We start from the raw sequence: 24,469 nt of genomic DNA on the forward strand, positions 1-24,469 counted from the left end.
CCGATCGGTAGTTGTTTGGTAGTTATTGGTAGTGTTTTTTGATCGGAATTTGTAAGAGTTCTTCTTCTAATTGTTTCCATACCAGTATATCAGCTTGCTGATTATTGAGCGATTGATTGTGGGCCGCTGCCAGCAAGATCTTTTGGGTCGCTATGTGTCGAAAGTTTTTGAAGTATTCTTGCTGTTCTGTTTGCAATGGCATGATGCAGAGTGCGATCTGTTCGGGTGTATAAAAATCTTCTGGATTGAAGGCGAGTGCCATCAGGTCCGCGTAGTTCTGGATCAATTCTGTACGGCCTTGAACCATAAAATAGTCGACCTGGGTGCTCGAGACCATGATGGCTCCAGCGATGCGGCCCGCATAGAGAATGGGATAGATGGCAACGCTTTTCTCGTGTTCGATGTGTGAGGCCGGGATGAGGTTGTGTTCCTTCTCCAGATTTTGAATGACGCCGGGCCGACATAACGTAACAACATTGCCGGCTAACGATTCCGCCCCGAGAAACATGGCATTTTGCTCCAGATTGCTGTTCCATGGAGGTGTGCCGACTCCGTTCCTTTCGCGGAGGCTGCGGACTTTGTTGTATGGCCCCGATGGAGGCATACAACTGACGATCCAGATGGAGAGTCCGCGCCGGTCTGGGTCCAGTTGGCCCAGTGCTTGTTGCAAGATAAGATTACTGGTCGACCAGAAACGTACATTCTCGAGCGTGGATGTATAGGTTGTGAGCACTCGTGCGTAAAATTCAGGTGGGATGCTTTGAATGATCGGATCAAACGTGCTTTGTATAATGTGATTTTCTCCTCGGACCTCGCGCACGAGTTGACGCATCTGATCTTGATATCTGGTGGGAACTTCATTGATCAGCTGGCGCAGATTTTGCAGTCGGGGTGCGGATTCCCCATTGACCCAACGTGTCAGTGTGATGGGAGTGATCTTCAATGCATCGATCAAACGTTGCTTTTCCTGGCTATCGGCGATAATATGCTCCAATAGCTCACGCCACGTCCGTGCTTCTGGCATATTTTTCGTCCTATCGCTGAATTTGCTCTGAAAAGCATCCGGTGTTCCCTATCATAGCAGCAAGTCTACATTACGTCAACAGAATCTATTTGTGGTCGTCGATTGTTATTGCTATCTCCTGGAGGCGCTGCTTCGTTCCTTTCACTCTACTTCTATGAGGAAACTTTGCATGATTTATGCAAATGTGAATAGACTATCTTGCAAGTTTAACATCTATCGAGGAATTGTTAGATAGTTTATTGCGATCTATCTATGAATAGCTCAGCCTGAAGTCTATATCTGATGGGCGTATAGTTCTTGACTATACAATTGAATTACTTGCTTCTTTTGTGTAGCTTATGCTATAGTGTTTTTAGATATCTATCCATCAAAAGAGAGCAAATCTCTTTGTGGTAGAATATTTTGCTCGTGTGAAGCGGCTTATGTGCCAGCAGTTTCTGTAGGGATGGCTTTATCAAGCGTGACTATTGTAGAGCGTGTTTTGGTGCTGGCTGGGGAACGAGAGCAGATAAGCTGATTTCAACTGACGAGCAGCGTAGATGGCATACTTGTTGAGAGACGGAGAGCTGAGATGTGACTCTTTTGCGACTTTGTATCGACACGATGTGCTGGCAAGGCCGCTGCATAAAGATCTCATACGGCATCCAGATGCTCTGATGCTGGTATGCGTATATCGTTGCTGAAACAAGGAGGAGACAGCAATTATGCGCTCCCAAAACAGTATGAAGCGTTCTTTAGCGACTATCATCACGACGCTCGCACTACTCTGCGCGATGGGTCTTGTGACCACGAACGGCAGTGTTTATGCCGCGTCGGCAAGCTTACAGAAAGCCAATGCCTCATCTACCACAAATCTGTATGCTGATGTGGATCCATTTACGGGAACAGGCGTCCAACAAGGAGCCGTTTATGGTGGTGGCGACACGTTCCCAGGTGCCGATGCTCCCTTTGGTATGGTGCAGTGGAGTCCGGATACAGTGAATTATGCTCCGGGTGGCTATGACTATACCGATAATCAGATCAAAGGTTTTAGCTTAACCCATCTTAACGGTGCAGGCTGCACCGCGTACGGTGATCTGCCCTTTATGCCCTATGTTGGCACGGTCACGGACTCACCGGCCACCAATCCCTCAAAATACGTCTCTGGCTTCTCTCACGCCAATGAATCGGCCAACGCTGGCTACTATCAGGTCAAACTGGCGAACGGCGTCAATACAGAATTGACCGCCTTACTGCGCAGTGGTGAGGGACGCTTTACTTATCCCGCTGGAAGCACAGCCAGCCTGCTCGTAAACGTCTCTGGCTCGGCCGCTGGCACCGCAGATGCTCAAGTTACTGTGACCAAAAATGCGATTTATGGTTACGCGACGAGTGGATTTTTCTGCGGAGCGACCAACTCTTATCGTGTCTACTTTTATGCCACATTCAGCCAATCGTTTGCCAGCACTGGCACATGGCATAATGGAGCTGTGTCGACAAGCTCTGCTGCCACCACAGCATCGGCCAGGGGTGGAAGTCCTATCGTTCCAGCCGTGAAAAAGGTCATGACTGCTCAGGCAAAAGTGGCGGCCGGCAAAGCCACCAGCGCAGATGTCAAGGCCAGCAAGGCGCATCCTGACACAACCGTCTCGGGTCCAGGCTCCGGCGCGTTTGTCACTTTTAATACCAGCAAGACGCAAGCGATCTCTGTGAACGTCGGTCTGTCCTTCGTGAGTACAGCCAATGCTCAGGCCAATGCCAAAAGTGATGCCTCTTCTGTAAACTTTGCCAACTCTCTTACAAAAGCTCATAATCAGTGGAATAGCGCGTTGAGCGCCATTAAAATCGCAGGCGGCACAACGACGCAGGTCAACACCTTTTATACCGCTTTATATCATGCTTTACTCCAGCCCAACGTCTTCTCTGACTCCAATGGACAATATATTGGCTTCGATGGACAGGTGCATAAAGTCTCATCTGGTCATGCTCAATATGCAAACTATTCTGGTTGGGATATTTATCGCTCGGAGATCCAATTGTTAGCCTTATTGGCTCCCGATAAAACCAGTGATATTGTGCAATCGATGGTCAATGATTATACTCAGGGAGGATTGTTACCGAAGTGGTCACAGGCAAATGGTGAATCTTTTGTGATGGTTGGTGATCCGGCTGATCCTATCATCTCCTCGGCCTATGCCTTTGGGGCCACTAAATTTGACACCAAGAGCGCTCTCGCCGCTATGATCAAAGAAGCTACCGTTGCCAATGACGATCGTCCTGGATTAAATTATCTGGATTCGCTTGGCTATGAGCCTTCGGATGGCAATTATGGTTGCTGCAATTTCTATGGAGCAGCTTCGACGACGCTCGAATACAATACCGCCGACTTCTCTATTGGAGCGTTTGCGAAGGCGCTCGGCGATACCACGAACTATCAAAAATTCACGGCACGCGCTCAGGATTGGCAGAACCTGTTCAATCCAAGCACAGGCTACTTGGAGCCGCGTAACGCTGATGGATCGTTCCCCTCTAGCTTTAATCCCTCCAGTCAGGATAACTGGGTCGAGGGAAATGGTGCACAGTATAACTGGATGGTGCCATTTAATCTAAGCGGTCTCTTTGCGGCCTTTGGCGGCAATGCCAAAGCGTCTCAACGCCTGGATACTTTCTTTACGCAGACGAATGCTGGTCCTGATCTACCCTACGCGTTTCTTGGTAATGAACCTACCCTGGAGACTCCATGGGAGTATGACTATCTGGGGGCTCCTTATAAGACCCAAAAGATTGTCAGACAGGTCCAGAACACGCTCTATACGACCGGTCCTGGTGGTCTGGCCGGTAATGACGATCTGGGTGAAATGTCATCCTGGTACGTCTTTTCCGCGTTGGGCTTCTTCCCGGAGACTCCTGGTACGGCCGATCTGGCTTTAGGTAGTCCTCTGTTCACCAGCGCCACCGTCAAGCGCTCCAGTGGTCAAACCATCCAGATCAATGCCCCACAGGCATCGACGACCACTCCATACGTCCAGAGTCTCAAAGTCAACGGCACCGCCAGCACAAAGCCCTGGCTACCGGCCTCCTTCGTCGCTTCCGGTGGCACGCTCGATTTCACTCTGTCTGATACCGCTAATACGACCTGGGGCAGTAGCAGTAGTGATGCTCCTCCATCGTATCAGTATGGATCAACCTCGACATTTGTCTCGCTGGCACCGGGTCGTCCTACCGTTGTTCCAGGCAGCAGTAGTCTTGTTACCATCAATGCCCAGAACATCAGCAGCAGCGATTCAACCGTCACCTGGAGCGCCAAGGCTCCCGCCGGGCTGACAATCACGCCGACCAGTGGCAGCCTGACAGTTCCTTCAGCGAGCACAGCGCAACAATCTTTATCCGTTGCCGCCGGTGCAGATACCGCTGAAGGCATCTATCATGTTACCTTTTCCGCCAGCATCAATGGTGGGGCCGCGCTCCCCATTACTGGCTTTACCGTCGTCGTCGCGAAGCCTGGCAACTTGCTTGGCGTCTTTAACAATGATGGCATTTCGAGCGATGGAACCTCTGGCAGCGCGAATTTCGATGGCGATGGATATAGTTACTCCATGCAGGCTCTGGCCGCAGATGGCATTACACCGGGGAGTACTTTCACCGTCAATGGCGCAAGCTATCTCTGGCCGAATGTCCCGGCCGATACGTATGATAACGTTGAAGCCTCTGGACAGGTGATCCAATTGCCACAGGCCAAGGTAGGTGCTACCAGTCTGAGCTTCCTGGGCAGCGCATCCAATGGACCATCCACTGGCACGCTCACTATCACCTATACGGATGGTAGCACGCAGACAGCGCAACTTGGTTTTAGCGACTGGACTCTCGGAGGAGGTGGAACGTCATCACCATCCTATGGGAATGTCATCGCTGCCACCACGCCTTATCGCGACACCTCGGGTGGTAGCTCCCAGCAGGTAAATACTTACCTCTTCTCAACCGCTCCGATCTCCCTTGACTCAAGCAAGCAGGTCGCCAGCGTTACCTTGCCTTCCTCGGCCAATCAGGGATCACTGCACATCTTCGCCCTCTCAGTCTACTAAACCGCTTATTCATAGTCACGCAATTGAGGAGAAGCAACTTGCTTCTCCTCTTTTTGTGCCGGGACTCTCCCGATGCAAAGTAGCGTCGAAGGCATCATCTCCCCTAAAGAGATCAGGTAAGCCGACGTAGCGGCGCGGCTCCGCCGTGCTGTCACTGGACGTACGACACCGTCCCACATGCAGATGGAAGCAACGCCGACGAGACACTCCACGGCGGGAAGGTTGTCTCAATGGAGCCCCATGAGGAGCGTAGTCGTATGAGTCACAGACAGCACGGCGGAGCCGCGCCGCTACGTCGGTGAGCCTCTCACCCCATCGCCTTCCAGAGCTGTTTTGGACGCACATCTTCGATGCTCTCACGCTGTGATGACCTTTAACAGTGTACTTACTTTGATTCATTCACACGCGACTCAATCTCGTTGTAGTCCTGTGCGGCTTGCTGGCCTAATTTGGTGACAAAAGATGCAGTGATAGGCGTCTCGCTGGCGCGTCCTGAGTGGGCAGTTGTCCCCTTATCCTTGCCAGTGGGCAAGAAGCGATTGCTGAGACTGAAGATGGAGATGACTGCTTCTGGTAGGATACCATGTGCCAGCGTCAAGATCTGTGCTGGCAGCGAGATGATCAGTTCGGCCTGTCCGCGTTTGGTGGCTCTGAGGATCTGTTTGGCGGCCTGTCGGGCACTGATTGAGATGCCGGGCAGGGTGTCGAGGAGTGAGAAGAGGGTGTATTCTGTGCGATGGCTTGCGCCTTTGATGAGTGTATTGATCTGCGAGCCGGTGCGCATCAAACCAGGGACGACTGTGGTGACCAGGATACCATCCTTGATGAGTTCGGCACGTAGTCCCTCGGAGAAGCCGACGAGGGCGAATTTGGCGCTTGAGTAAGCGAGCAGATGGGGGACGCTGACTTTTCCTCCAACTGAGCTGATATTGATGATGCGTCCGCTTTTGCGCTCTTGCATGCCTGGTAGCACTGCGGTAGTCATATTATAGTTGCCCCAGAACATAATATCCATCGACTGCTCAAAATCGTGCCGGGTCAACGTCTGCCATGGTCCGGCGCTGATAATGCCTGCGTTGTTGATCAGGATATCAATTGGACCAAAGTGAGCGCTGGCTTGTTCTACGGTCTGTCGTGCCTGCTCTGGATCGGAGACGTCACAGACTAGCGTGAAGACTTCGGCCCCCCGGGCAGTGAGTTGATCTTTTGCGCGAGCTAACTCCTGCTCATCGCGTGCGCAGAGGACAAGTCTGGCCTTTTCCTCTGCGAATGCCTCTGCAATTGCTAATCCCAGGCCGCGTGAGCCTCCGGTGATCAATACAACCTTGCCCGTGACCTCGATGCTCCTCTGGCGTGCGATTACTTCGCGTACAATGCTATATCCCGCCAGCGCCGCTAGCAGCTTCCAATTGCGTGTAATAATGCCCATAATTATTTCTCAATCTCCAATTTCTTATATTCATTTTTTAGCTGGTTGAAGAATATAGATGCTCTATCCTTTACACGCCTGGCATGTTAATTTGGGTGCTTTGTGTAACCTTTTCTGTGGGAGGAATGAGATTGGATGAGTTGGAATATGTTGTGCGAATTGTACGAGGAGCGGATCGTACGAGGTTGTAGGTGCGGTACGCTCCTGATACAGTATAGCTGGTGAAGCACCCTATGCATAAATGTAGGGTTTTTACGCCGCTCTTTGATAAATCCCGAGGTAAAAATAATTGTTTAATTATGTAACATCGGTTTTTTGGTATGAAGATTCTTTGCGTCAATACGCTACAGTATAGCGCATTTGTCGTTTTATTCCTTGATTGCGACCATTTGTAACCAGATACGTGGGACTACTTGTAGCCCTAGCTCTTCGCCAACTTTGTAGACGGCCGCTCCTAAGGCTTCAGCTCCCTGTTGCAGGGGTATGCCTGGCAAAGCTCCTTCAATAAATAGCCAGTAGTGTCCAAGGTCGTTCCAGGCGTCGAGCGAGATGGGAGCGACAGTGTATTGTGCCTCGACATCAACGAAGCCGCTCTGCTTGAGGTCTTGAATATAGTCTTCGGGTGTAAGCCATTGTCTGGCCATAGCTTTGGCGTCGCGTGATAGCCGTACATCTGGATAATTTTGTCTGAGCCAGCCCACGGCACGACGTGTCCATGTGCGGTAGAAGCGCTCGGTACCAGGTACGTAGGCCCCCTCATAGAAGGAACTGTTGCAGCCAAAGATGCCTTTGGGGGCGAGGATGGATGCGACCAGTTTAAAGGCAGCCAATTTGTCGGAGACGAGGTGGATGGCGTTGCAAAAGAATGCAGCGTCGACGTTCTGAACGATCTTAGGCAGATCTTCTGACTCGCCCTGAATAAATTCCGCTTTGATCGTCTCTGGCAGTCCTAATTCGTCCATGCCCTTCTGGGCGCGGCGTAGTGCTTCTGCTGAAGGATCGACCCCGATCAGCCTGATCTGTCCGGTGTGTCCCTGGGCGATAAGTTCTTCGGCGACCAGACGTGTGACCGCTCCAGTTCCACAGGCCATATCGACGATGGTCAGTGGTTTGTCATCACCTTGTGAACGCAAATGGGCAAGTGCTTGTTTGACGAAGACATGATTGACCTCGGTATAAAACTCCTGGGATGCGAATGGCTCAAACGTGTAGAGATTTGTTTCATCAGTTTCAATAAGACCCATAATAAAGTAAGCCCTCCTTAACCTAAATGTTTACTAGAAGATTAGATCAATTTCAACGACAACATGTTTCACTAACTTTTTGTAGTTGAGGAAGGCTCACCCGTTATTTGGATTTTACATGTGCATGGATAATCCACCATCGACGCTGAGTACTTGTCCGGTAATGTAACCAGCCTCAGGTGAGCAGAGGAAGCCGGCGGCGGCGGCGACTTCTTCGGTCGTCCCAAACCGGCCCAATGGTGTACTGTCTAACATAAACTTGCGCTGTGTGTCGTTGACGATCGATGTTAATTCGGTGGGGATGAATCCAGGAGCAATGGCGTTGGCGGTGATGTTCCGACTGGCCATCTCACGCGCGGTGCTGAGCGTTAAGGAGATAATGGCGGCTTTCGAGGCTCCATAGTTGGCTTGTCCCGCCGGACCCATCAGGCCGGCGATCGATGCAATGTTGATGACGCGCCCCCAGCGTGCTTTCATCATGCCACGTAGGACCGCCTTGGTGCAGAGAAAAGCGGCTCGTAGATTGGTGTCCATGACATGCTCGAATTCGGCGAGAGACATCTGGATAATCAGTTTGTCGCGCGTCGTTCCTGCGTTGTTCACGAGAATGGTGACTGGCCCGAGATGGTTGACCGCTTCAGCGAAGAGGCGCGTGACTTCTTCTTCTTGACTGACATCGGCTTGCACGGCAATACATCGTCTCCCCAAAGCCTCAATACTGGCTTTGGCATCTTCAGCTGCGCTAGCATTACTGCGATAATTGATGACGATATCTGCACCCATTACGGCCAGCCGCTGGGCTATTGCCCGTCCAATGCCCTGGCTGCTCCCGGTGATCAGGGCCACTTTCCCTCCTAGTGGAAGAGGATGTTCTTGTGACATTCGTTTTATTACCTCAATAAAAATAATTTTTGTTGGCTCTATGCATGTTGTAGTATAACATACCTGAGTTCTCGAAGCTTGTGCCACGCATGACGTGTTGATGCCTGTCCTGGCGCAGAAAATGAGCAGTTTTGCCACAATGAGAGAAGATCGCAAGAATGGCACACTAGAACGAATTTTCTCCTGCTATACTCCTGGCAGCGGTCGAAAGGAGGGACGCAATGGACTATCGCATGTGTATCCAGAGCAGTATCGATTATATTGAAGAGAATCTGCGGGCATGCATGACTGTGGAGGAGTTGGCACAGATTGCCGGTTTTTCTCCCTATCATTATTATCGGGTCTTTAATGCCTATGTGGGTTTGCCCGTGATGGAGTATATCCGACGTCGACGTCTGGCGTATGCGGCGGCGGAGCTTGTGCGCGGTAAACGTATCCTCGATATTGCGTTGGATTATGGCTTTGATACCTATAATGGCTTTGCGAGGGCGTTTCGTAAAGCCTATGGCTGTTCCCCCGAACAATACCGCACGCATGTCTCCGGACAGATCCCCAGAAAGGTGGATCTGCTGCTGATGAAGGAATATAACTTACGAGGAGGAATTGTTGTGGAACCAAAGATTGTGACAAAACCCGTGGCGAAGATTGCTGGCTATGAGCTGAAGACATCCTGCGTGGAGGGCAAAAACCTCCAGGAGATTCCTGTATTCTGGAATAATATGACACCAGATCATTTTGCGACGTTGCACAAAAACCTGCATGTTGTACATCATAGTGAACTTGGGGTCTGTTTTCCCCCTGACCGCACGACTGGCGAGTTTTCTTATGTGATTGCGGTCGAAGTTCATGATTACGATGATGTTCCGTCTACTCTGTTCCGTGGCGAGGTGCCAGAGGCCACGTATGCGGTGTTTAAAGTTCCTCCCACTGAGCATGTCGGGACGGCGTTTTCCGATGCTATTCAGGGGACGTGGAAGTACATTTATACTACCTGGCTACCTGGATCTGGCTATGAGTTTGCCGAGGGCAAGGCGGATTATGAGCTCTATAACTCGGGGACGGACGTTGAGATTTATATCCCAATTGTGAAGAAAGCTGCGTAGTGATAGACTCATTGTAGTTGTTCGATACTCCTATGGACGCAGAGGATGCTAGCTCCTGTGCGTCCATGCAGTGCCTTGTCAGGCCATTGAAATGCGTGGGATGCGTGGTAGGGTGATATCGATGTGGCTATCCAGGCGCGTCGTGTGATCAACGATCGCCATCTGCACCTGTTCGCTGCTCAGGTTACGCGTGTGGAGTAGCGAGGCTCCTACCAGAATCGTATCGTTCAGGTCTGTGACCAGCAGATTAGCTCCGGTGAGATTAGCTCCGGTGAGGTCTACGTAGGAGAGGTTAGTGGCGGAAAGGTCTGCCTGCACGAGTTTGGTTCCGCGCAGACACGCTCCGGTGAGGTCGGCCATGAAGAGGTTGGCCTGGGATAAATCTGCGTTGCTCAGGTCGGCGTTACGCAGATAGCGGTAGGACAGATCATGACCGGATAAGTTTACTCCCTGGAAGCTGTGTGGCAGGCTGCGGGCGAGTTGATGATGGTCGTGTGTGAGATCTGGTATCTCGAGTTGGCTGCTCAGTGGTAATGGAGTGTCTTCGATGTAGGGCAGATGCGCTAGTTCGTATTTGATACGGTCTGCTTCGCGGAAGAGACGACGCTGCTCTTCGATGTGGAGCCTCTCTATGTGCGCCAGTAGGGTGTGCTCAAGCCTGGATAGGTCTTTCTTTTGCTGTTCTTGCCAGTGCTTCTTTTGGGTATCCTGGGCTTTTTCCCAGGCGTGCTGCTGGATCTGTAGGTGCTGCATACCTCGCTTCTGGAGCTGTAAGACGCTGATCGCCAGATATATTATGATTAACCAACAAATGATCGCTCCGCTGATGAGCAATATCTCAGTCACAATCATCACTTTCCCTTTCCACATGATCTATCTGTATGTACAACGCAAGAAGTTTATCAAGAGTAACGGATAACTATCCAATCATTCAATATTTTTAGACAGATTATAAGATAAGATGATAAATATTTCTACTGGCTTATTCCTCTAGAGAGTGCCGTCGGATGATAATATGAGGATATAATAAAGTCTGCTTTTAGCATCAGTCTGGCTAGACCTGACCAGAATAAAGGACTATAATAACATTGCCCACTACTATGATTGTTCCTTTTTACCAACATGCGCTTGCCTCAACATATTGCAGTTTGTGTGACGGGTATGTGCTTCATTATACCGTAATTCAATTCACAAGAGGTGTCTTTTATGTCACAATATAGCCATCCAACTCCTACATCGTTTTTTTTGGATGAAGAGAAACGCATTCTGTACTTATCCTGGTCGGATGAGCATGAAAGCGTCCATAGTTGGGAAAAGGTACGTTGGGCCTGTCCATGTGCCTGGTGCTCCGGCGAGGGCGGACAGCCAGGGGTGCTGGCGAGCAAGCAAAGTTTGAACCGCGAGGAGACAACGTTGATCAATATTGAGCCTGTGGGCCGCTATGGTTTAACTCCTATTTGGGAGGATGGCCATAAGACGGGGATCTATACCTATGAGAAGTTGCGGGCAATGTGCGAGTGCGACGAATGTAGGAAAAAAGGGCGATAGAAGCCCCAAAAGTTAGTATTCCAGTGCGCATCACGTTGTAGCTTATGGGCACGGAACGTAGCGTCGCACGCTTGCGTGCGATGTCCCAGTAGCTCGTATGAGACAGTTGGATCTCGGCGAGCCACGCTGGGGGGCTGATCGTACGTCGAGTGGACATCGCACGCGAGCGTGCGACGCTACTATTAACATTATTTGGGAGTATTGATATGGGTACACATGGGAATACATCTATGCATAAGCTGGCCAGTAGTCCGCTGGCATCTAGAATTATCTTGCGTTTGCTTTTTGCGCTGGCGGTGAGCGTGATACTGGTGCTCGCTATTTTTGCGACCAGCGCTCATTAGTGGCTGCTGGCTGTTTTCTCCTCGACTTTGCTTAGATCTATCAGGGCGTGTCGAATGCCTGTCAGCGCTGCCTCAATGTGATGGGCCTCGATGCCATAGTGGGTGACCGCTCGCACGTTGGAGCCGCCGATAAGTCCGAGGAGGATGCCATGTTCCTCTGCTTTTTGTAAGAAGAGATTGGTCTCTTGCTGCGAAAGTGGTTGTTGTTGTGCGTCTCGTAGCGAGAAGACAAGTATATTGGTCGTGACCTCTTCTGGTTTGATCTCTATCTGTGGAAACTCCGCCAGCCCGTACGCGAGTTGTCGACAGTTTTCATGATCTTCTGCCAGGCGTTCTATCATCTGATTCAAGGCGACAATGCCGGCGGCGGCGATGATACCTGCTTGCCTCATACCTCCACCCAGTAGCTTGCGTATCCGTTTGGCTCGCCGGATAAATTCGGTGGAGCCTACGAGGACAGAGCCCACTGGTGCACTGAGCCCCTTTGAAATACAGAAGGTGAGCGAGTCAGCGTTTTGGACCAGAGTACTTACCGGCAGGTTGAGCGCGACCGCTGCGTTGAAGATGCGTGCTCCGTCGACGTGAACTGGAATGTGATGCGCATGGGCCAGAGCAGCAAGCGCGTCCATCTGCTCGACGGTGAGGACTTTTCCTCCACGGCGATTATGCGTATTCTCAATGCAGATTAGTCCTGTGGCCGCCACATGCTCGTCGCTATCATCGGCGATTCCGGCCTCAATCTCAGAGAGATCAAGCATCCCGTAGGCATCTGTGGGCAGCACATACATTGGAGCGCCTCCGAGCGTTGAGGGGCCACCGGCTTCGTAGTGGTAGATGTGCGATTGATCACCTACCATCACGCTTTGTCCGCGTCCTACATGCGTCAGGATGGCGGCCGCGTTCCCCATGGTACCCGTTGGGACGAAGAGTCCCGCCTCCTTGCCTGTGATCTCAGCCGCCAGCTCTTGCAAGCGATTAATGGTGGGATCTTCTCCGTAAACGTCGTCTCCTACTTCTGCATGGTACATAGCTTCGCGCATCGCTGTAGTCGGATGTGTCACTGTATCGCTTCGTAAGTCAATTGTCATCGAGGTATACCTTCTCGTAGCTAAGATTTTTTGGTTCTGATCTTCCAAGTATACCATTTCTCAAGCTCGCTACAATGATAAAGAGACATTGTCATCACGAAAGGATCATTGCTATGTCTACGACTGGGCGCTTGCCTCTTGATACCTCTCCCGCAGATGCGGCTGCAAAGTGGACGCGTAGACGCGATATTCCTCTGACTATTCTGGCGTGGGTAGGGGTGGTTGCTGTGATTGCATGGGGGGCAACTCATGTTGTGCGGATATTATTCTTACTGATTATTGCGTCTTTGCTGTCCTATGCGCTGGCGCCAGCCGTCAAGTGGCTGCAACGTTTGATCTCGCGTCCGCTGGCTATTGTTGTTACTTGTCTGGTGGTGCTTGTAGCTCTGGCCTTATTGTTTTACATTATTGCCTTAACCGCCTTGCATCAGTACGCCGCGCTATTTCGCAGAGTCACCTATCTATTAACTCCGGCGCGTGGACATGTCTCCCCGCTGGAGCAGACGTTGCTCTCATTTGGTGTGACCGATGTGCAGATCTTGACCTTTCGGCAACAGGTTATCTCGCGCCTTGAAGGTTTGGTTGGCAGCTCTTTGCCGGTATTTACCCACGTCCTGGACTTTTTGTTGGATACAGTGGTGGTCGCAGTAATCACGATCTATTTATTGATCGATGGTGCACGCATAACGAATTGGTGTCGGCACAATTTCCCCGCCTCCGCACAAGCCGGCTTTGTGATCGATACCTTGCAGCGCGTCGTTGGAGGCTATATTCGTGGTCAGTTGATTCTGGCGGTGACGATTGGCTTACTGGTTGGGATTGGCATGGCGCTCTTTCATGTGCCGTATGCCCTGTTGCTAGGGGTTTTAGCCTTTATGCTGGCATTTGTTCCCATCCTGGGGACGCTGGTCTCGGGGGCCATCTGTATGCTGATTGCTTTGACTCATGGTTGGCTGATTGCTCTGGGAGTGCTAATCTATTTCATTGTCATTCACGTGCTCGAAGGAGATATCATTGGTCCGCGTATCGTCGGCGAGGCTGTGGGACTTCATCCCATCGTCTCGATTGCCGCTATCATCGCAGGCTCAGAACTCTTTGGCATCGCAGGAGCATTGCTGGCCTCACCGGTCGCGGGGATGATTCAGGCTTTTATTGTCGCGCTCTGGGTTCACTGGCGCACCACGCGTCCTGAACAATTCGCTCCTGCCCCCGCAGGGGATGTTTCACCGCTGTAATACTCTGTCAAGAAACATGGGGACGTTGCCTGGCAAAGAAGGATGGCCCCTTGTAATTCGCTTGATCGCGACGTGCCGGGCGTCGACGCTACGTCGGTTTGCCTGATCGGAGGAAGCCAACGTAGATCAGGGCAATGAGTATGATGAAGAAGAGAGGGATCAAGGCGTAGGCTAAATAGGATTCTATCATGGCAGTTGGCTCCTTTTTGCGTCTGCTAGATGGTCAGGGCACGAGTTGATCCGCGTTTGATGATAGTGGTGGGTACGATTTCTATGAATGATGCTTGCACTTCGTGATTCAGGAGGGCCAGGATTTTTGTTGCGCCAGCCTGTCCAAGTTCACGCAGAGCGATGTGGGCCGTGGTGAGTCCAGGTGTGACCATCTTTGCCATCGGAATGTCGCCGAAGCCGCAGATAGAAATATCCTCTGGGATACGCCATCCCTGCTGGCGGAGTCCGCTCATGAGCCCAAAGGCGGTCTCGTCGTTGCTGGCGAACACGGCGCTTGGTCGATCGGTGGCAGAGAAATATCCAAGCAGATAGGCGGCGGCTTCTCCCTGTGCCTGGGTGAAATCTCCATGGAGCACGTATTGGGGTTGGAGTTCGATGCCGGCCTCTGCCAGTGCTTGCTGATAACCTTGTTTGCGCTGCTCGGCTACTTTGAGGTGTTCTGGTCCCGCGATAAATGCGATGCGTTGATGTCCCAGTTCAATCAGGTAGTTGGTGAGCGCGTAAGCTCCTCCGAGGTTATCGGGCTGGATGGAGGGCGCCTGGAGGTCGGTCGATGATAATGAGATGATGGCTGCTCCTCGCCCCTGGATGTTGCTTATGATATCTGTGACAAGCTCTGCTGTATTCGATATCTCAAAGCTACTACCTGCAAAGATAATCCCATCCGCTCGATAATCTTGTAGAGTGCGCAGGTACATCAGTTCGCGGTTGGGATCACGTTCGGTGTTGCAGATGATGGTGAGATAGCCATTGGCGTTGGCGACCTCTTCGATGCCTCGGGTGACCTGCGCGAAATACGGGTCAGCGTTGTCTCCAACCAGGACGGCGATCAGTCTGCTGCGCTGTACCTTCAAGCTACGTGCCAGTGAGTTTGGTACGTAGTCGAGTTCCTGGGCGGCTATGATCACTTTTTGTCGTGCTACCTCGCTGACCGGATAGGTCGAACTACTCATCACACGACTTGCCGTTGCCACAGAGACGCCGGCCTTTTTTGCCACATCAACGATAGAAGGTAATTGTGTTGACATCTCATAGCTCCCACCACCTGCTGCCAGAAACAATGTTATGCCTCTCACTTTAGCAAAATTTCGCTCCATTGTCAATTATACGATTTTAGCTTTTTTGATGAGATTTTGCTGTATGGAGGGTAGCATGCGCTTCAGGCACCTCTGTCCTGATAGCTAAAAGACGTGCTATAATTGATCTTCGGATTCGTGGCTCTTCGATGCAACTGGCGCATTTTTCCGGAAAACAATCGTCCATTCTATATATATTTTGAGGAGGCTTATGGAGCTCCAGGTTGGTCAGCAGATAGGTAATTATCATCTTGTGGATATCATTGCTCAGGGCACCTATGCGAATGTTTATAAAGCAGAACATAATGTGCTCTCTCATCGTATTGTCGCCATTAAGATCCTGCATACAGCATTTGTTGATCCAGAAGGGGAGCACGATGTGCTCTATCAAGAGGCGCATATTCTTGAGCAGTTGAAGCATCCGCATATCCTGGCGGTTGTCGATTTTGGTATGTATCAGAGTTGGCCCTATATTGTGAAGGAATATGCTCCCAATGGCTCGCTGCGCGATTATTTACGTAGCCTGCGTGGTCGTCCGATGCCGATCAATGAGATTATCTATGTACTGAGTCAGGTGGGGGATGGTCTCCAGTTTGCTCATGAGCATAAGATCGTACATTGTGACCTGAAGCCTGAGAATATCTTATTCGACTCTGACAATGTGCTCATCTCGGATTTCGATATTGCACGTGTACTCGAATCTACCAATTCATATCAACGTGGCATTGGTGGTACGCCAGCGTATATGGCCCCCGAGCAGTTCCAGGGCAAGGTGCGCTTTGAGAGCGATCAGTATGCCCTTGGCTGTATGGCCTATGAGATGGCAACAGGGAAGCGTCCTTTTGAAGGTGATAGCACGGAGTCGATCCGCTACAATCATTTTCACCTTGATCCGATTCCGCCCTCGGAACTCCGTCCAGATCTGCCACCCTATATGGATCAGGCTATTTTGCGGGCAATGGATAAAAAGTATAGCCAGCGTTTTCCTCATGTCGCCGACTTTGTAGCGGCTATTGATCCCGTCCAGCAGCAGCCCGCCCCTGATAACTGGTCTCAGCCCACGGCGGATAACTGGTCGCAGATTGTCCCACAAAGCGGACCGAAACTTATCCTGCACGAACGTGGGAAGGGCAAAGCTGCCGCAGACGAAAGTATCTTTTATGAGGATACGGTGTCGATGTATGCTGAAGCGACCGATGTCGATGTAAAACCGGTGCGACGTCGTGCTCCCGCCGCTAAATCTACCGCAGAAGGTACAGGCGCAGTCAAAAGTCGGAGCCGTTCCACGTCTGCCGCAAAGAAAACGACGACGAAAACAGCCACCCCCAGGAAAACAACTGCTAAAGCGGCTCCTGCGAAGAAAACAACTGCTAAAGCAGCTCCAGTGAAGAAAGCGACGACGAAAACAACTCCAGTCAAGAAGGCAACCATCGCGAAGAAGACCACTGCGGCTAAGGATGTCGCGTCAAAAGCGGCAGTTCCCAAGAAGGCGACCACAGCGAAAAAGACGTCGCCGAAAGCAACCACTCCCCGGAAGGCCACTACGGCTAAAGATGTCGCAACCAAAGCACCGAGAAAGAAGTCTCCCAGCAAGGATACGGCATCGTCCGAGCAAATGATCCCTGATCCTGTATCGAAAGCGCCTATTTTTGGCTTTGTGCATACCGACGGCCCTGAAAAGGCAACCTCTTCACGTAGCCGAAAGAGGTCGAGCGTAGCGAAGACCCCGTAGCGTCGCACGCTCGCGTGCGATGTCCCACTCGACGTACGATCAAGCAGGCCAGCGTGGTGCGCCGAGACCCAACGATCTCGTACGAGTCACAGGGACATCGCACGCGAGCGTGCGACGCTATGATGGGTTGCTGCTTCAGCCGATGTTGATCAGGCGCCCAACGATGCTGTAGATGATGAGCAGTACAAGGCTGATTGCGATGTTCCCCAGGATGATTAAACCAATCGCTGGAAAATGGTTGAATTCTCTTGTGTTGTAGAGGACCAGTCCTACCACGATGGCTAATGCGATGGCAGCCAGTGTGACAGAGCGTATCGATGTTCCAATACTGGGGAATTTCCTTGATCCGAGCATCGAGAGGCCAGTGGCTAATCCTGCGATACCATAGAAGGCCATGGGAAACCACCATGTATGAAATGTGCTGAACGAACTGTTGCCGAATAATGTGGCGATGATTGGATCTCTACCGGGATAGAGAAATCCCGCGAACATATCTCCGATGACTCCCACAATGATGCCGGGCAGCAGGCCAAAGGCTCCTCCAAAGAAGAGTGGAAGTACGAGGACAACTGGAATTTGATGCCCATATATGACTGGACGGAAATCATGAAAAGCACAAAAGAGTATGATACCTACAAAGGTTGAGATGATCGGCAATTTGTAGGTGTTGAGCGGTCCCAACCAGGTGGCCATTGATTCATGCGCTTCGTATGGATCACGTGCCGCCGATCGTCTGGGAGCTTCGCGGCGTGGTGGTGCCGATCGATAATCCTCTTCGTCCTCGTCGTAGTCGTTCTGCTGCTGGGGAGGATACTGATTAGGTCTGTTTTGCGCTGCCATGCCTGGATGCGATGCCTGTGGTCGGATTGGCTGACCGGCGTTTGCTTGAAAGTTGTTTGGGCCTTGTCCTTGATAGGGAGGTTGTGGCGTGTTGTTGTAGCCCTGATTTTGTTGCGGTGGGAATTGTGCCGGTGGTCGCTGCATATTGGGATTATAGGGTGGGGCACCAGCTTGTTGGAAGTTATTTGGTGGTCCGACCGGTGGCCGTTGCGGTTGATTATTCAAGCCGTTGAAGCTATTGGGGCCGCCTTGATTCGGTCCTGCGGGCTGTCCAGGATGCGCGGGAAGTATCATTTTCGAGGGACCGAATTGTCCGCCAGGCGCAGGCTGCTGTTGCTGCTGAGGATTTCTTGGATCAATACCCGTCTGTGCCACCGTTGGAGCTGAGTGCGCCGTAGGACCACTGGTATTCTGTCCCATTTGACCTGTAGCGTTTTGACCCATTTGACCAGCGGTGTTCGGCCCTGCCTGGGTTGGATTGTTAGATGGTTGAGAATTGAGTCCGGTGTTGCGTGGATCGTTGGTGGCTGATCCATATTGCTGCGATTGGAGCATGGTGTATGGAGCTGGTGTGGGTGCTGCTCCTGGTTGCGAAGGCTGTCCCGTTCCGGTGGGCATGAAGACGGTACTGTATCCTTGATTTGCCGCCGTCGGGGGCATCAGCTCGGTCTGGTAGGATTGTCCCGCTTGCTCCAGAGCGTCGGCGAAGCCTTTGATGGTCTCGAAGCGCCGCTTGGGATCTTTGTCAAGCCCCTTCATGAGCGCTTGCTCGACGGCTGGCGAGATCTGCGGCAGCCTCTCGCGAATCGGTGGCGGCGGTGCAAACATATGCTGGGTACACAGCTCGGTAAACGATCCACGGAACGGCCTATCTCCCGTCAGCCATTCGTAGACGACGATTGCGAGCGAGTACTGATCGCTGGCTGGTCGCGGCTTCCCCTGGATCTGCTCGGGGGACATATAGGCGACCGTTCCAATCACGTCCTGCGTGCCCTGATAGCGAGAACTTTGCGCGACCAAGGCGATGCCGAAGTCGCTCAGCAGGACCTCGTTTCTTTTGCCCAGGAGCATGTTCTCGGGCTTGATGTCGCGATGGATAATGTGTTCATCATGGGCATACTGTAAAGCGTCCGAGACCTGTTTGACGTACGTGATGATGGTTTCCAGTGGTAGGGCGGTGCCGCGTGGATGGATGCTGCGTAGCGTTCCATTGGGAGCATAATCCATCACCAGATAGGGAGTCTCGCCATCGATACCAAAATCCATCACGCGTACGATGTTGGGATGGGAGAGCCGCGCGATGGTTTGGGCTTCTTTTAAGAAACTATCCGTGTCGTCAGCGCCGGAGAGTCGGGTCTGTAATACTTTGATGGCAGCTTGTGATTTTAAGTAGAAATGTTCGCCGAGATATACCTCGGCAAAGCCTCCCTGACCCAGGAGTCGTACCAGTGTATAATTCCCAAGTCGCTGCCCAATGCGATCGGCCATCCTAGCTCCTTTTTTTGCCTGCGATGTCTACACGCATGCTTACTATGTTGGCACAATTGTAAAGAAACACTGCACGAACGTCAAGTCTCGATCTCACAAATAGGACACCCGAGGACTCTCATTCTTTATCTGCCTCTCTACTATGAACTGAATAGATCATGAGATAGCTGGGATTTTCTTGATGAATACTTACATTTTTGTGGACATAATTCATAAGCATTCTTTCAGTGTACTATAGTATAAAGAGATGAACCTTCTCTGTGCTCTCTATTTTGTGGAGGAATATATGCGGCAATGGTTTCGACATATCAGTATCCGTAGTTTGATCCTGTGGGTAAGTGCTTTGTTATTTGTCCCACCGACCTTTATCAGTGTGCTTCTGATTATCATTGATCATTCACGTAAGCGTCGACGTTCGCAGGGACATTTTGTTAGCTTACGCGATGAACCTTCAGTGCGCGTGGTCGATACCGAGGTGCAACTCTATACCTATGGCAACGATCTCTATATGGCGATGCTCGACGCGATTAAACACGCTCAGCGGCGCGTTTTCTTTGAAACGTATATCTGGAAAAATGATTTGATGGGTCAGAAGTTCAAACAAGCTCTGACGGAGGCGGCTCATAGAGGTATTGAGGTGTACATTATCTATGATCAATTGGCTAATCTTGTTGTACCAGCCAGCCTGTTTAAATTTGATCCGGCCATTCATGTCGTGCGCTATCCTTTAATTTCATTTCCTTACATCCCCTTTCAACTCAAGACGTATGCGCGTGATCACCGCAAAGTAATGGTGGTCGATGATGAGATTAGTTTTATCGGTGGCTACAATATCGGCGATACCTATGCCCGTGAGTGGCGCGATACTCACGCTCGCTTGATTGGACGAGGCACATTAGAGGTCGAGACTTCTTTTGTAGACTTCTGGAATACGTATAAGAAGGCGTCTCAGGTCGCTATTACAGATCCTCGACAGCGCGACTGGGATACACGTTTGTCGGTGCATAGAAATGATCCCAAGCAACTGGCCTTCCCTATTCGCTCCATCTACCTGGAATCGATCGAGCGCTCGCTCAAGAACTTTTACCTGACAAACGCTTATTTCATTCCGGATCGTGCCATCTTACGGGAGCTTATTAATGCGGCACAGCGCGATGTCGATGTGCGCGTGCTCGTGCCGGAGGTCTCAAATCATGTCATTGCGGACTGGCTCTCTCATGGATACTATACCCAATGTCTCAAAGGTGGCATACGTCTGTTCTTGTATCAAGATGCAATGATCCATGCGAAAACGGCGACCGCTGACAACATCTGGTCAACCGTCGGGACCGCGAATCTGGATCGCTTGAGTATGGTGGGAAATTTTGAAGTGAATGTCGAGTTTTATCACGAGAAAGTAGCTCGGCAGATGGAGAAAATCTTCGATTTCGATTCCGCTCGTGCTCGTGAACTGACTCTGGAAGAATGGGAAAAGCGTCCTTTTTATCGGAAGATAGCTGAGACGATGCTCTATACATTTCGTCCCCTGTTTTAAGTGTAGCGTCGCACGCTCGCGTGCGATGTCCCACTGGACGTACGATCAGGCTCCCCAGCGTGGTTCACCTAGATTTTACTGTCTCATACGAGCTACTGGGACATCGCACGCGAGCGTGCGACGCTACTTTTGGGTTAATAAATTATATAAGCGGTGACGATGAAGGCGACGATAACGATCAACAGACCCCATAAGAACCACTTTTCGAGTCTGTTGGAACCATTTTTATGGCTATTCGCCAGTTTTAAGTTACGCATCATGGCAAAGTCATTTTCTACCCGTGCCTGCCGAATTCGCACGCGCTCATTAAAACGATTCCCTGGCTTCATAAATTTTGAACTCCGATACATTTCTTTTGAATACTATTTTTAATGTGAGATAAGCTAAATGAATATAATATCTGGCAATTACATTGTCAAGCCTGATATACAATTGGTTGCTATGATAAGATAGGCACATGAATAAAAGTGATGATTTTCTGTTGCTCACAGCGTACAACAACGCCATATGGTGTGATCTCATCTGCCGCTCTCACGAGAGTCTGGGGGAGTTTCATGAGACCTTCTGGATCAATCGGCAGCATACACTTCCGTATTATCCCAATCTGGTGACTCTTTCTCCTGATGCGATGCTGACTACTGCGTCAGATGACCTCACTCAATTTCTGAGTGAGAAGAGCGATGCTACTATTTCTGTAAAGGATAGTTTTGCTACGCTGGATCTCACTCCCTTTGGATTCCATCAGCTTTTTCGGGCGCAGTGGATCATGCATCAGCCATTGCCGATAGCTGCTTCTGAGCGGGAATCTGACCTCCAATGGAGACGTGTCACGTCTGACGAGGAGCTGCTACGCTGGGAATCTGCCTGGTCGCAGCGATCTGCGGTATCCCAGCGACTCTTTCTGCCAGCGCTCTTATACGAAGCGGATGTCCGCATTCTGGCAGCTTATCGTGGAGATGCTATTGTGGCTGGAGCGATTGTGAATCAAACACAGGGCGTGGTAGGATTGTCTAATGTTTTTACTCCTGACCAGGATGCTATACTCTATTGGGTGGGATTGATCAATCAGGTAGCCACCTCTTATCCGGGCGTTCCGATGGTCGGATATGAGCAGGATGAAAGTCTGGCGCTCGCTCTGGGATTGGGATTTACTGTCCTCGGCTCGCTTGTCGTATGGATCAGAGAAGGTTGATTGACTATGCGGATCTTGTATCTTGCTCTCAGGAAAAAGGATTAATTATCATGGATACTCTTGTCATACAGGCATTTCAGCTTGCAGCTCAACTTCATGCGTCTCAGACGCGTAAAGCTTCGCTTGTCCCCAATACGCCATACCTGAGCCATCTGATGGAAGTTGCTGGCATCGTGATGTCAAATGGAGGCGACTCGGTGGTTGTGGCGGCGGCACTTTTGCACGATGCGATCGAGGATCAAGGCTCACAAACGCGTGCGCTGATTCACGATCGCCTGGGTGCTGATGTGCTGGCTCTGGTCGAGGAGTGCACTGAGCCAGGTACAGGAGGCGAACAGAAAGCTCCATGGCAAGAGCGTAAGGAGGGCTATTTGCAGCATGTCCGTCAGGCATCTCCGCAAGCGCTGCTGATCTCTTGCGCCGATAAGAACCAGAACGCTCGCGATCTCCGCAAACAGGTCTATGTGTATGGCGATGAGGCTTACGCGACCTTTACCAGAGGTAAGGCTGAAAAGAATCGCTTCTCGCGAGCGTTTTTGGAAGCGGCTCGTCAGCGCCTGAGCGAATTGCAATCCACGCAGCCAGCCGAACCTCTATTGAAAGGCATTGACTATCTCCTCTTTGATATGGCCGAAGTATTGACATATTTGGAAAATTACTCATGATGTGGGTTTTCACAAGCGTATAATGTTATGGCGCAAAAACGACATGTGCGTCTTTGGCTATGATCATGGCGGAGGATGCGTCGTTTCTGAGCGCGCCTGCGACGTTGAGATTCTTAAACGTGACGTCGACCACGTTGCCGTCCAGTCCGGCTATGACCGAGTCGTTGGAGCTAAATTGATAGGCGGTATAGTTTGCGATAGTGACGTTTTTTATATTTCCGATGCCTTTTCTATCGCTGATGCTGATATCTATCAGGCGTTGTTTGCCGTCTCCTCCGACGACCTCGGAGGAGGTATTGAAGAAGTTGACGTTGTTGAGCATGGTGCCGTCGGCCATGTAGAGTGCGATGGCACGGTCTGCATGGATGACGTCGTTCTGCATAAATGTGATATTTGAGAGCCCGGCACGTGTCTCAGTACCTACTTTGAGCGCCGATTTTTTTGTGTAGCAGACAGAGTTTTTGATCATAATATTCTGTGTCGGTTGGAGGATATGTAAGGTTCCGCTTGTTTTGACTGCAAAGCAGTCATCTGTTGTATAGATGAAGGCTCCATCGATCGTTACATTACTTGAGCCATCGGGATCGATACCGTCGTTGTTGGTGTTGGCTGAGTCGTTGATGATCTTGAGGTTGGTGATGCGGACGGAATCTGATCCTAAAATGTGGACGGTCCAGGACCCTGAGTCGCGTAGCAAGACATCCTGGATGTCGATGTTGGTTGAGCTGATTGTGCGGATGATTTTAACGCGTCCAGCATCTCCCGCGCTATTGCGTAGCGCCATGCCGTGGAGGTCGATGGCTCCGTGGCCATACAGGCGGACGCTATGGACGTTTTTGAACTGTAGGAAGTTTCCGGGCGTGTCCTGCGCGTTGCCTGTACCTCTTAACAACGCTCCACTGGCCAGATAGATATTGGCATAGCTGCGCATTTGTAGCATCCCACTGACGTATTTTCCACGTGGAAAGTAGACGGTGCTATGCGTGGTGGAGGCTGCATCGAGCGCACGTTGTATGTTCGCCGTCTGTGGCGTGGCTCCATTGGTATCAGTGACATATCTGGTCACGTTCAGCACATTTGAGCTATACGGTGTGGGGGGACTCTGTTCGGGAGCATCGGCGAAGATAAACAGTTTATCCGCTCCCGCCTGAAGGATAAGTTTACTGGGTGTGGTCAGTGCGAAGGCGAGCATGTTACCCTGTCGCTGGGCCTGAATGTTGAATCTTTTGGGGCTGATACTGTAGTTGGCTGCGTTGGTTGCTGTGATTATTATATGAGCGGTTCCAGTAAATGCGAAGCGTCCATAACTTATATCTTTATAGCGCTCCACAAAAACGCTTTGCCCATCGACTGTCATATGTATGGGACTCGTGAGTGCATCAGGTAGCCGATCGTATTGGATGATCTGATCGCTGCCCCGGTTTTGGGCTGACGCCGGGGGGATGAGTGGCGTCTTCGATAGCGAGAGCGACGTTGGCGATGCGAATGTCTGACTCGCGCTGGGCATAATCGCTGGCTTCGAGACGCTTTGTGCTTTACATCCAGGCAGACTGACACCCATGAGGATGATCCCACCGCAGATACTCAAGCAGATACGCGCATATTTTTTGGATAAAAATAGCATGTGAATTTTTCCCTCTACTCTCTTTACATACAAAAATGATAGATCTCGTGTTGAATAGAATAAGCTGTAGCAATGTGCTCTCATACATAGAGTATCGGGCGCTTTTCATATTACGTCAGGGAGAGTTGT

The 24,469-nt window shown here is 50.9% G+C and carries 20 protein-coding genes; 9 read left to right on the top strand and 11 right to left on the bottom strand.

The genetic code is table 11. From position 1 onward, the window contains the following. Positions 1–22 precede the first annotated feature (22 nt). Complete coding sequence (locus AC27N8_RS30730) at positions 23–1,024, bottom strand: GAF domain-containing protein (RefSeq protein WP_487072675.1); 1,002 nt, start codon at positions 1,022–1,024, stop codon at positions 23–25. A 704-nt stretch (positions 1,025–1,728) separates the two neighbouring features. Here AC27N8_RS30730 and AC27N8_RS30735 point away from each other — a divergent pair. Then, entirely contained in the window at positions 1,729–5,085 is a 3,357-nt protein-coding gene (locus AC27N8_RS30735) for a GH92 family glycosyl hydrolase (protein WP_487072677.1), read from the top strand. A gap of 15 nt (positions 5,086–5,100) precedes the next feature. Here the strand turns inward: AC27N8_RS30735 and AC27N8_RS30740 are convergent, their stop codons facing one another. From AC27N8_RS30740 to fabG, 4 genes are all read right to left on the bottom strand, one after another. Further along, positions 5,101–5,445, bottom strand: a complete 345-nt coding sequence (locus AC27N8_RS30740; protein WP_487072679.1) for a hypothetical protein — start codon at positions 5,443–5,445, stop codon at positions 5,101–5,103. Positions 5,446–5,470: 25 nt separating this feature from the next. Continuing rightward, a complete protein-coding gene (locus AC27N8_RS30745; protein WP_487072681.1) occupies positions 5,471–6,514 on the bottom strand; it encodes an SDR family NAD(P)-dependent oxidoreductase in 1,044 nt (347 codons plus the stop codon). A gap of 368 nt (positions 6,515–6,882) precedes the next feature. Continuing rightward, positions 6,883–7,758: a class I SAM-dependent methyltransferase gene (locus AC27N8_RS30750; RefSeq protein ID WP_487072683.1), complete on the bottom strand. Its 876-nt coding sequence runs from the start codon at positions 7,756–7,758 to the stop codon at positions 6,883–6,885. A 114-nt stretch (positions 7,759–7,872) separates the two neighbouring features. Beyond that, positions 7,873–8,640, bottom strand: coding sequence for a 3-oxoacyl-[acyl-carrier-protein] reductase (gene fabG, locus AC27N8_RS30755; protein WP_487072685.1), 768 nt, complete (start codon positions 8,638–8,640; stop codon positions 7,873–7,875). A 221-nt stretch (positions 8,641–8,861) separates the two neighbouring features. On the opposite strand from fabG, the gene AC27N8_RS30760 reads away from it, so the two are divergent. After that, positions 8,862–9,743, top strand: a complete 882-nt coding sequence (locus AC27N8_RS30760; RefSeq protein ID WP_487072687.1) for an AraC family transcriptional regulator — start codon at positions 8,862–8,864, stop codon at positions 9,741–9,743. Positions 9,744–9,821: 78 nt separating this feature from the next. Here AC27N8_RS30760 and AC27N8_RS30765 read toward each other — a convergent pair whose 3' ends face one another. Continuing rightward, the gene (locus AC27N8_RS30765; RefSeq protein WP_487072689.1) at positions 9,822–10,589 is read right to left on the bottom strand and encodes a pentapeptide repeat-containing protein; all 768 of its coding nucleotides are present in this window, start codon (positions 10,587–10,589) and stop codon (positions 9,822–9,824) included. A gap of 360 nt (positions 10,590–10,949) precedes the next feature. Between AC27N8_RS30765 and AC27N8_RS30770 the strand changes: the two genes are divergently transcribed. After that, complete coding sequence (locus AC27N8_RS30770) at positions 10,950–11,291, top strand: gamma-butyrobetaine hydroxylase family protein (protein WP_487072691.1); 342 nt, start codon at positions 10,950–10,952, stop codon at positions 11,289–11,291. Positions 11,292–11,497: 206 nt separating this feature from the next. Then, positions 11,498–11,635: a hypothetical protein gene (locus tag AC27N8_RS30775; protein WP_487072693.1), complete on the top strand. Its 138-nt coding sequence runs from the start codon at positions 11,498–11,500 to the stop codon at positions 11,633–11,635. Here AC27N8_RS30775 and ltaE read toward each other — a convergent pair. Further along, the gene (gene ltaE / locus AC27N8_RS30780; protein WP_487072695.1) at positions 11,632–12,723 is read right to left on the bottom strand and encodes a low-specificity L-threonine aldolase; all 1,092 of its coding nucleotides are present in this window, start codon (positions 12,721–12,723) and stop codon (positions 11,632–11,634) included. The genes AC27N8_RS30775 and ltaE overlap by 4 nt on opposite strands. Before the next feature lie 113 nt (positions 12,724–12,836). On the opposite strand from ltaE, the gene AC27N8_RS30785 reads away from it, so the two are divergent. After that, the gene (locus tag AC27N8_RS30785) at positions 12,837–13,958 is read left to right on the top strand and encodes an AI-2E family transporter (protein WP_487072697.1); all 1,122 of its coding nucleotides are present in this window, start codon (positions 12,837–12,839) and stop codon (positions 13,956–13,958) included. 215 nt (positions 13,959–14,173) lie between these two features. Here AC27N8_RS30785 and AC27N8_RS30790 read toward each other — a convergent pair whose 3' ends face one another. Further along, the gene (locus AC27N8_RS30790) at positions 14,174–15,217 is read right to left on the bottom strand and encodes a LacI family DNA-binding transcriptional regulator (RefSeq protein WP_487072699.1); all 1,044 of its coding nucleotides are present in this window, start codon (positions 15,215–15,217) and stop codon (positions 14,174–14,176) included. Positions 15,218–15,476: 259 nt separating this feature from the next. On the opposite strand from AC27N8_RS30790, the gene AC27N8_RS30795 reads away from it, so the two are divergent. Further along, positions 15,477–16,997 (top strand): protein kinase domain-containing protein, encoded by a 1,521-nt coding sequence (locus tag AC27N8_RS30795; RefSeq protein WP_487072701.1) that lies wholly within the window; start codon positions 15,477–15,479, stop codon positions 16,995–16,997. 135 nt (positions 16,998–17,132) lie between these two features. Here the strand turns inward: AC27N8_RS30795 and AC27N8_RS30800 are convergent, their stop codons facing one another. Continuing rightward, complete coding sequence (locus AC27N8_RS30800; RefSeq protein WP_487072703.1) at positions 17,133–19,325, bottom strand: serine/threonine protein kinase; 2,193 nt, start codon at positions 19,323–19,325, stop codon at positions 17,133–17,135. Between the two features lie 286 nt (positions 19,326–19,611). Here AC27N8_RS30800 and AC27N8_RS30805 point away from each other — a divergent pair, with 286 nt between their 5' ends. Then, positions 19,612–20,859, top strand: a complete 1,248-nt coding sequence (locus tag AC27N8_RS30805; protein ID WP_487072705.1) for a phospholipase D-like domain-containing protein — start codon at positions 19,612–19,614, stop codon at positions 20,857–20,859. Positions 20,860–20,993: 134 nt separating this feature from the next. Here AC27N8_RS30805 and AC27N8_RS30810 read toward each other — a convergent pair whose 3' ends face one another. Further along, positions 20,994–21,188, bottom strand: coding sequence for a hypothetical protein (locus AC27N8_RS30810; protein ID WP_487072707.1), 195 nt, complete (start codon positions 21,186–21,188; stop codon positions 20,994–20,996). Positions 21,189–21,316: 128 nt separating this feature from the next. Between AC27N8_RS30810 and AC27N8_RS30815 the strand changes: the two genes are divergently transcribed. After that, complete coding sequence (locus AC27N8_RS30815) at positions 21,317–22,051, top strand: hypothetical protein (protein ID WP_487072709.1); 735 nt, start codon at positions 21,317–21,319, stop codon at positions 22,049–22,051. A gap of 50 nt (positions 22,052–22,101) precedes the next feature. Continuing rightward, a complete protein-coding gene (locus AC27N8_RS30820) occupies positions 22,102–22,716 on the top strand; it encodes an HD domain-containing protein (RefSeq protein ID WP_487072711.1) in 615 nt (204 codons plus the stop codon). Between the two features lie 25 nt (positions 22,717–22,741). On the opposite strand, the gene AC27N8_RS30825 is transcribed toward AC27N8_RS30820, so the two are convergent. Further along, complete coding sequence (locus tag AC27N8_RS30825; RefSeq protein ID WP_487072713.1) at positions 22,742–24,340, bottom strand: glycoside hydrolase family 28 protein; 1,599 nt, start codon at positions 24,338–24,340, stop codon at positions 22,742–22,744. Positions 24,341–24,469: the final 129 nt, after the last annotated feature.

The organism is Dictyobacter sp. Z7_2 (assembly GCF_057551105.1).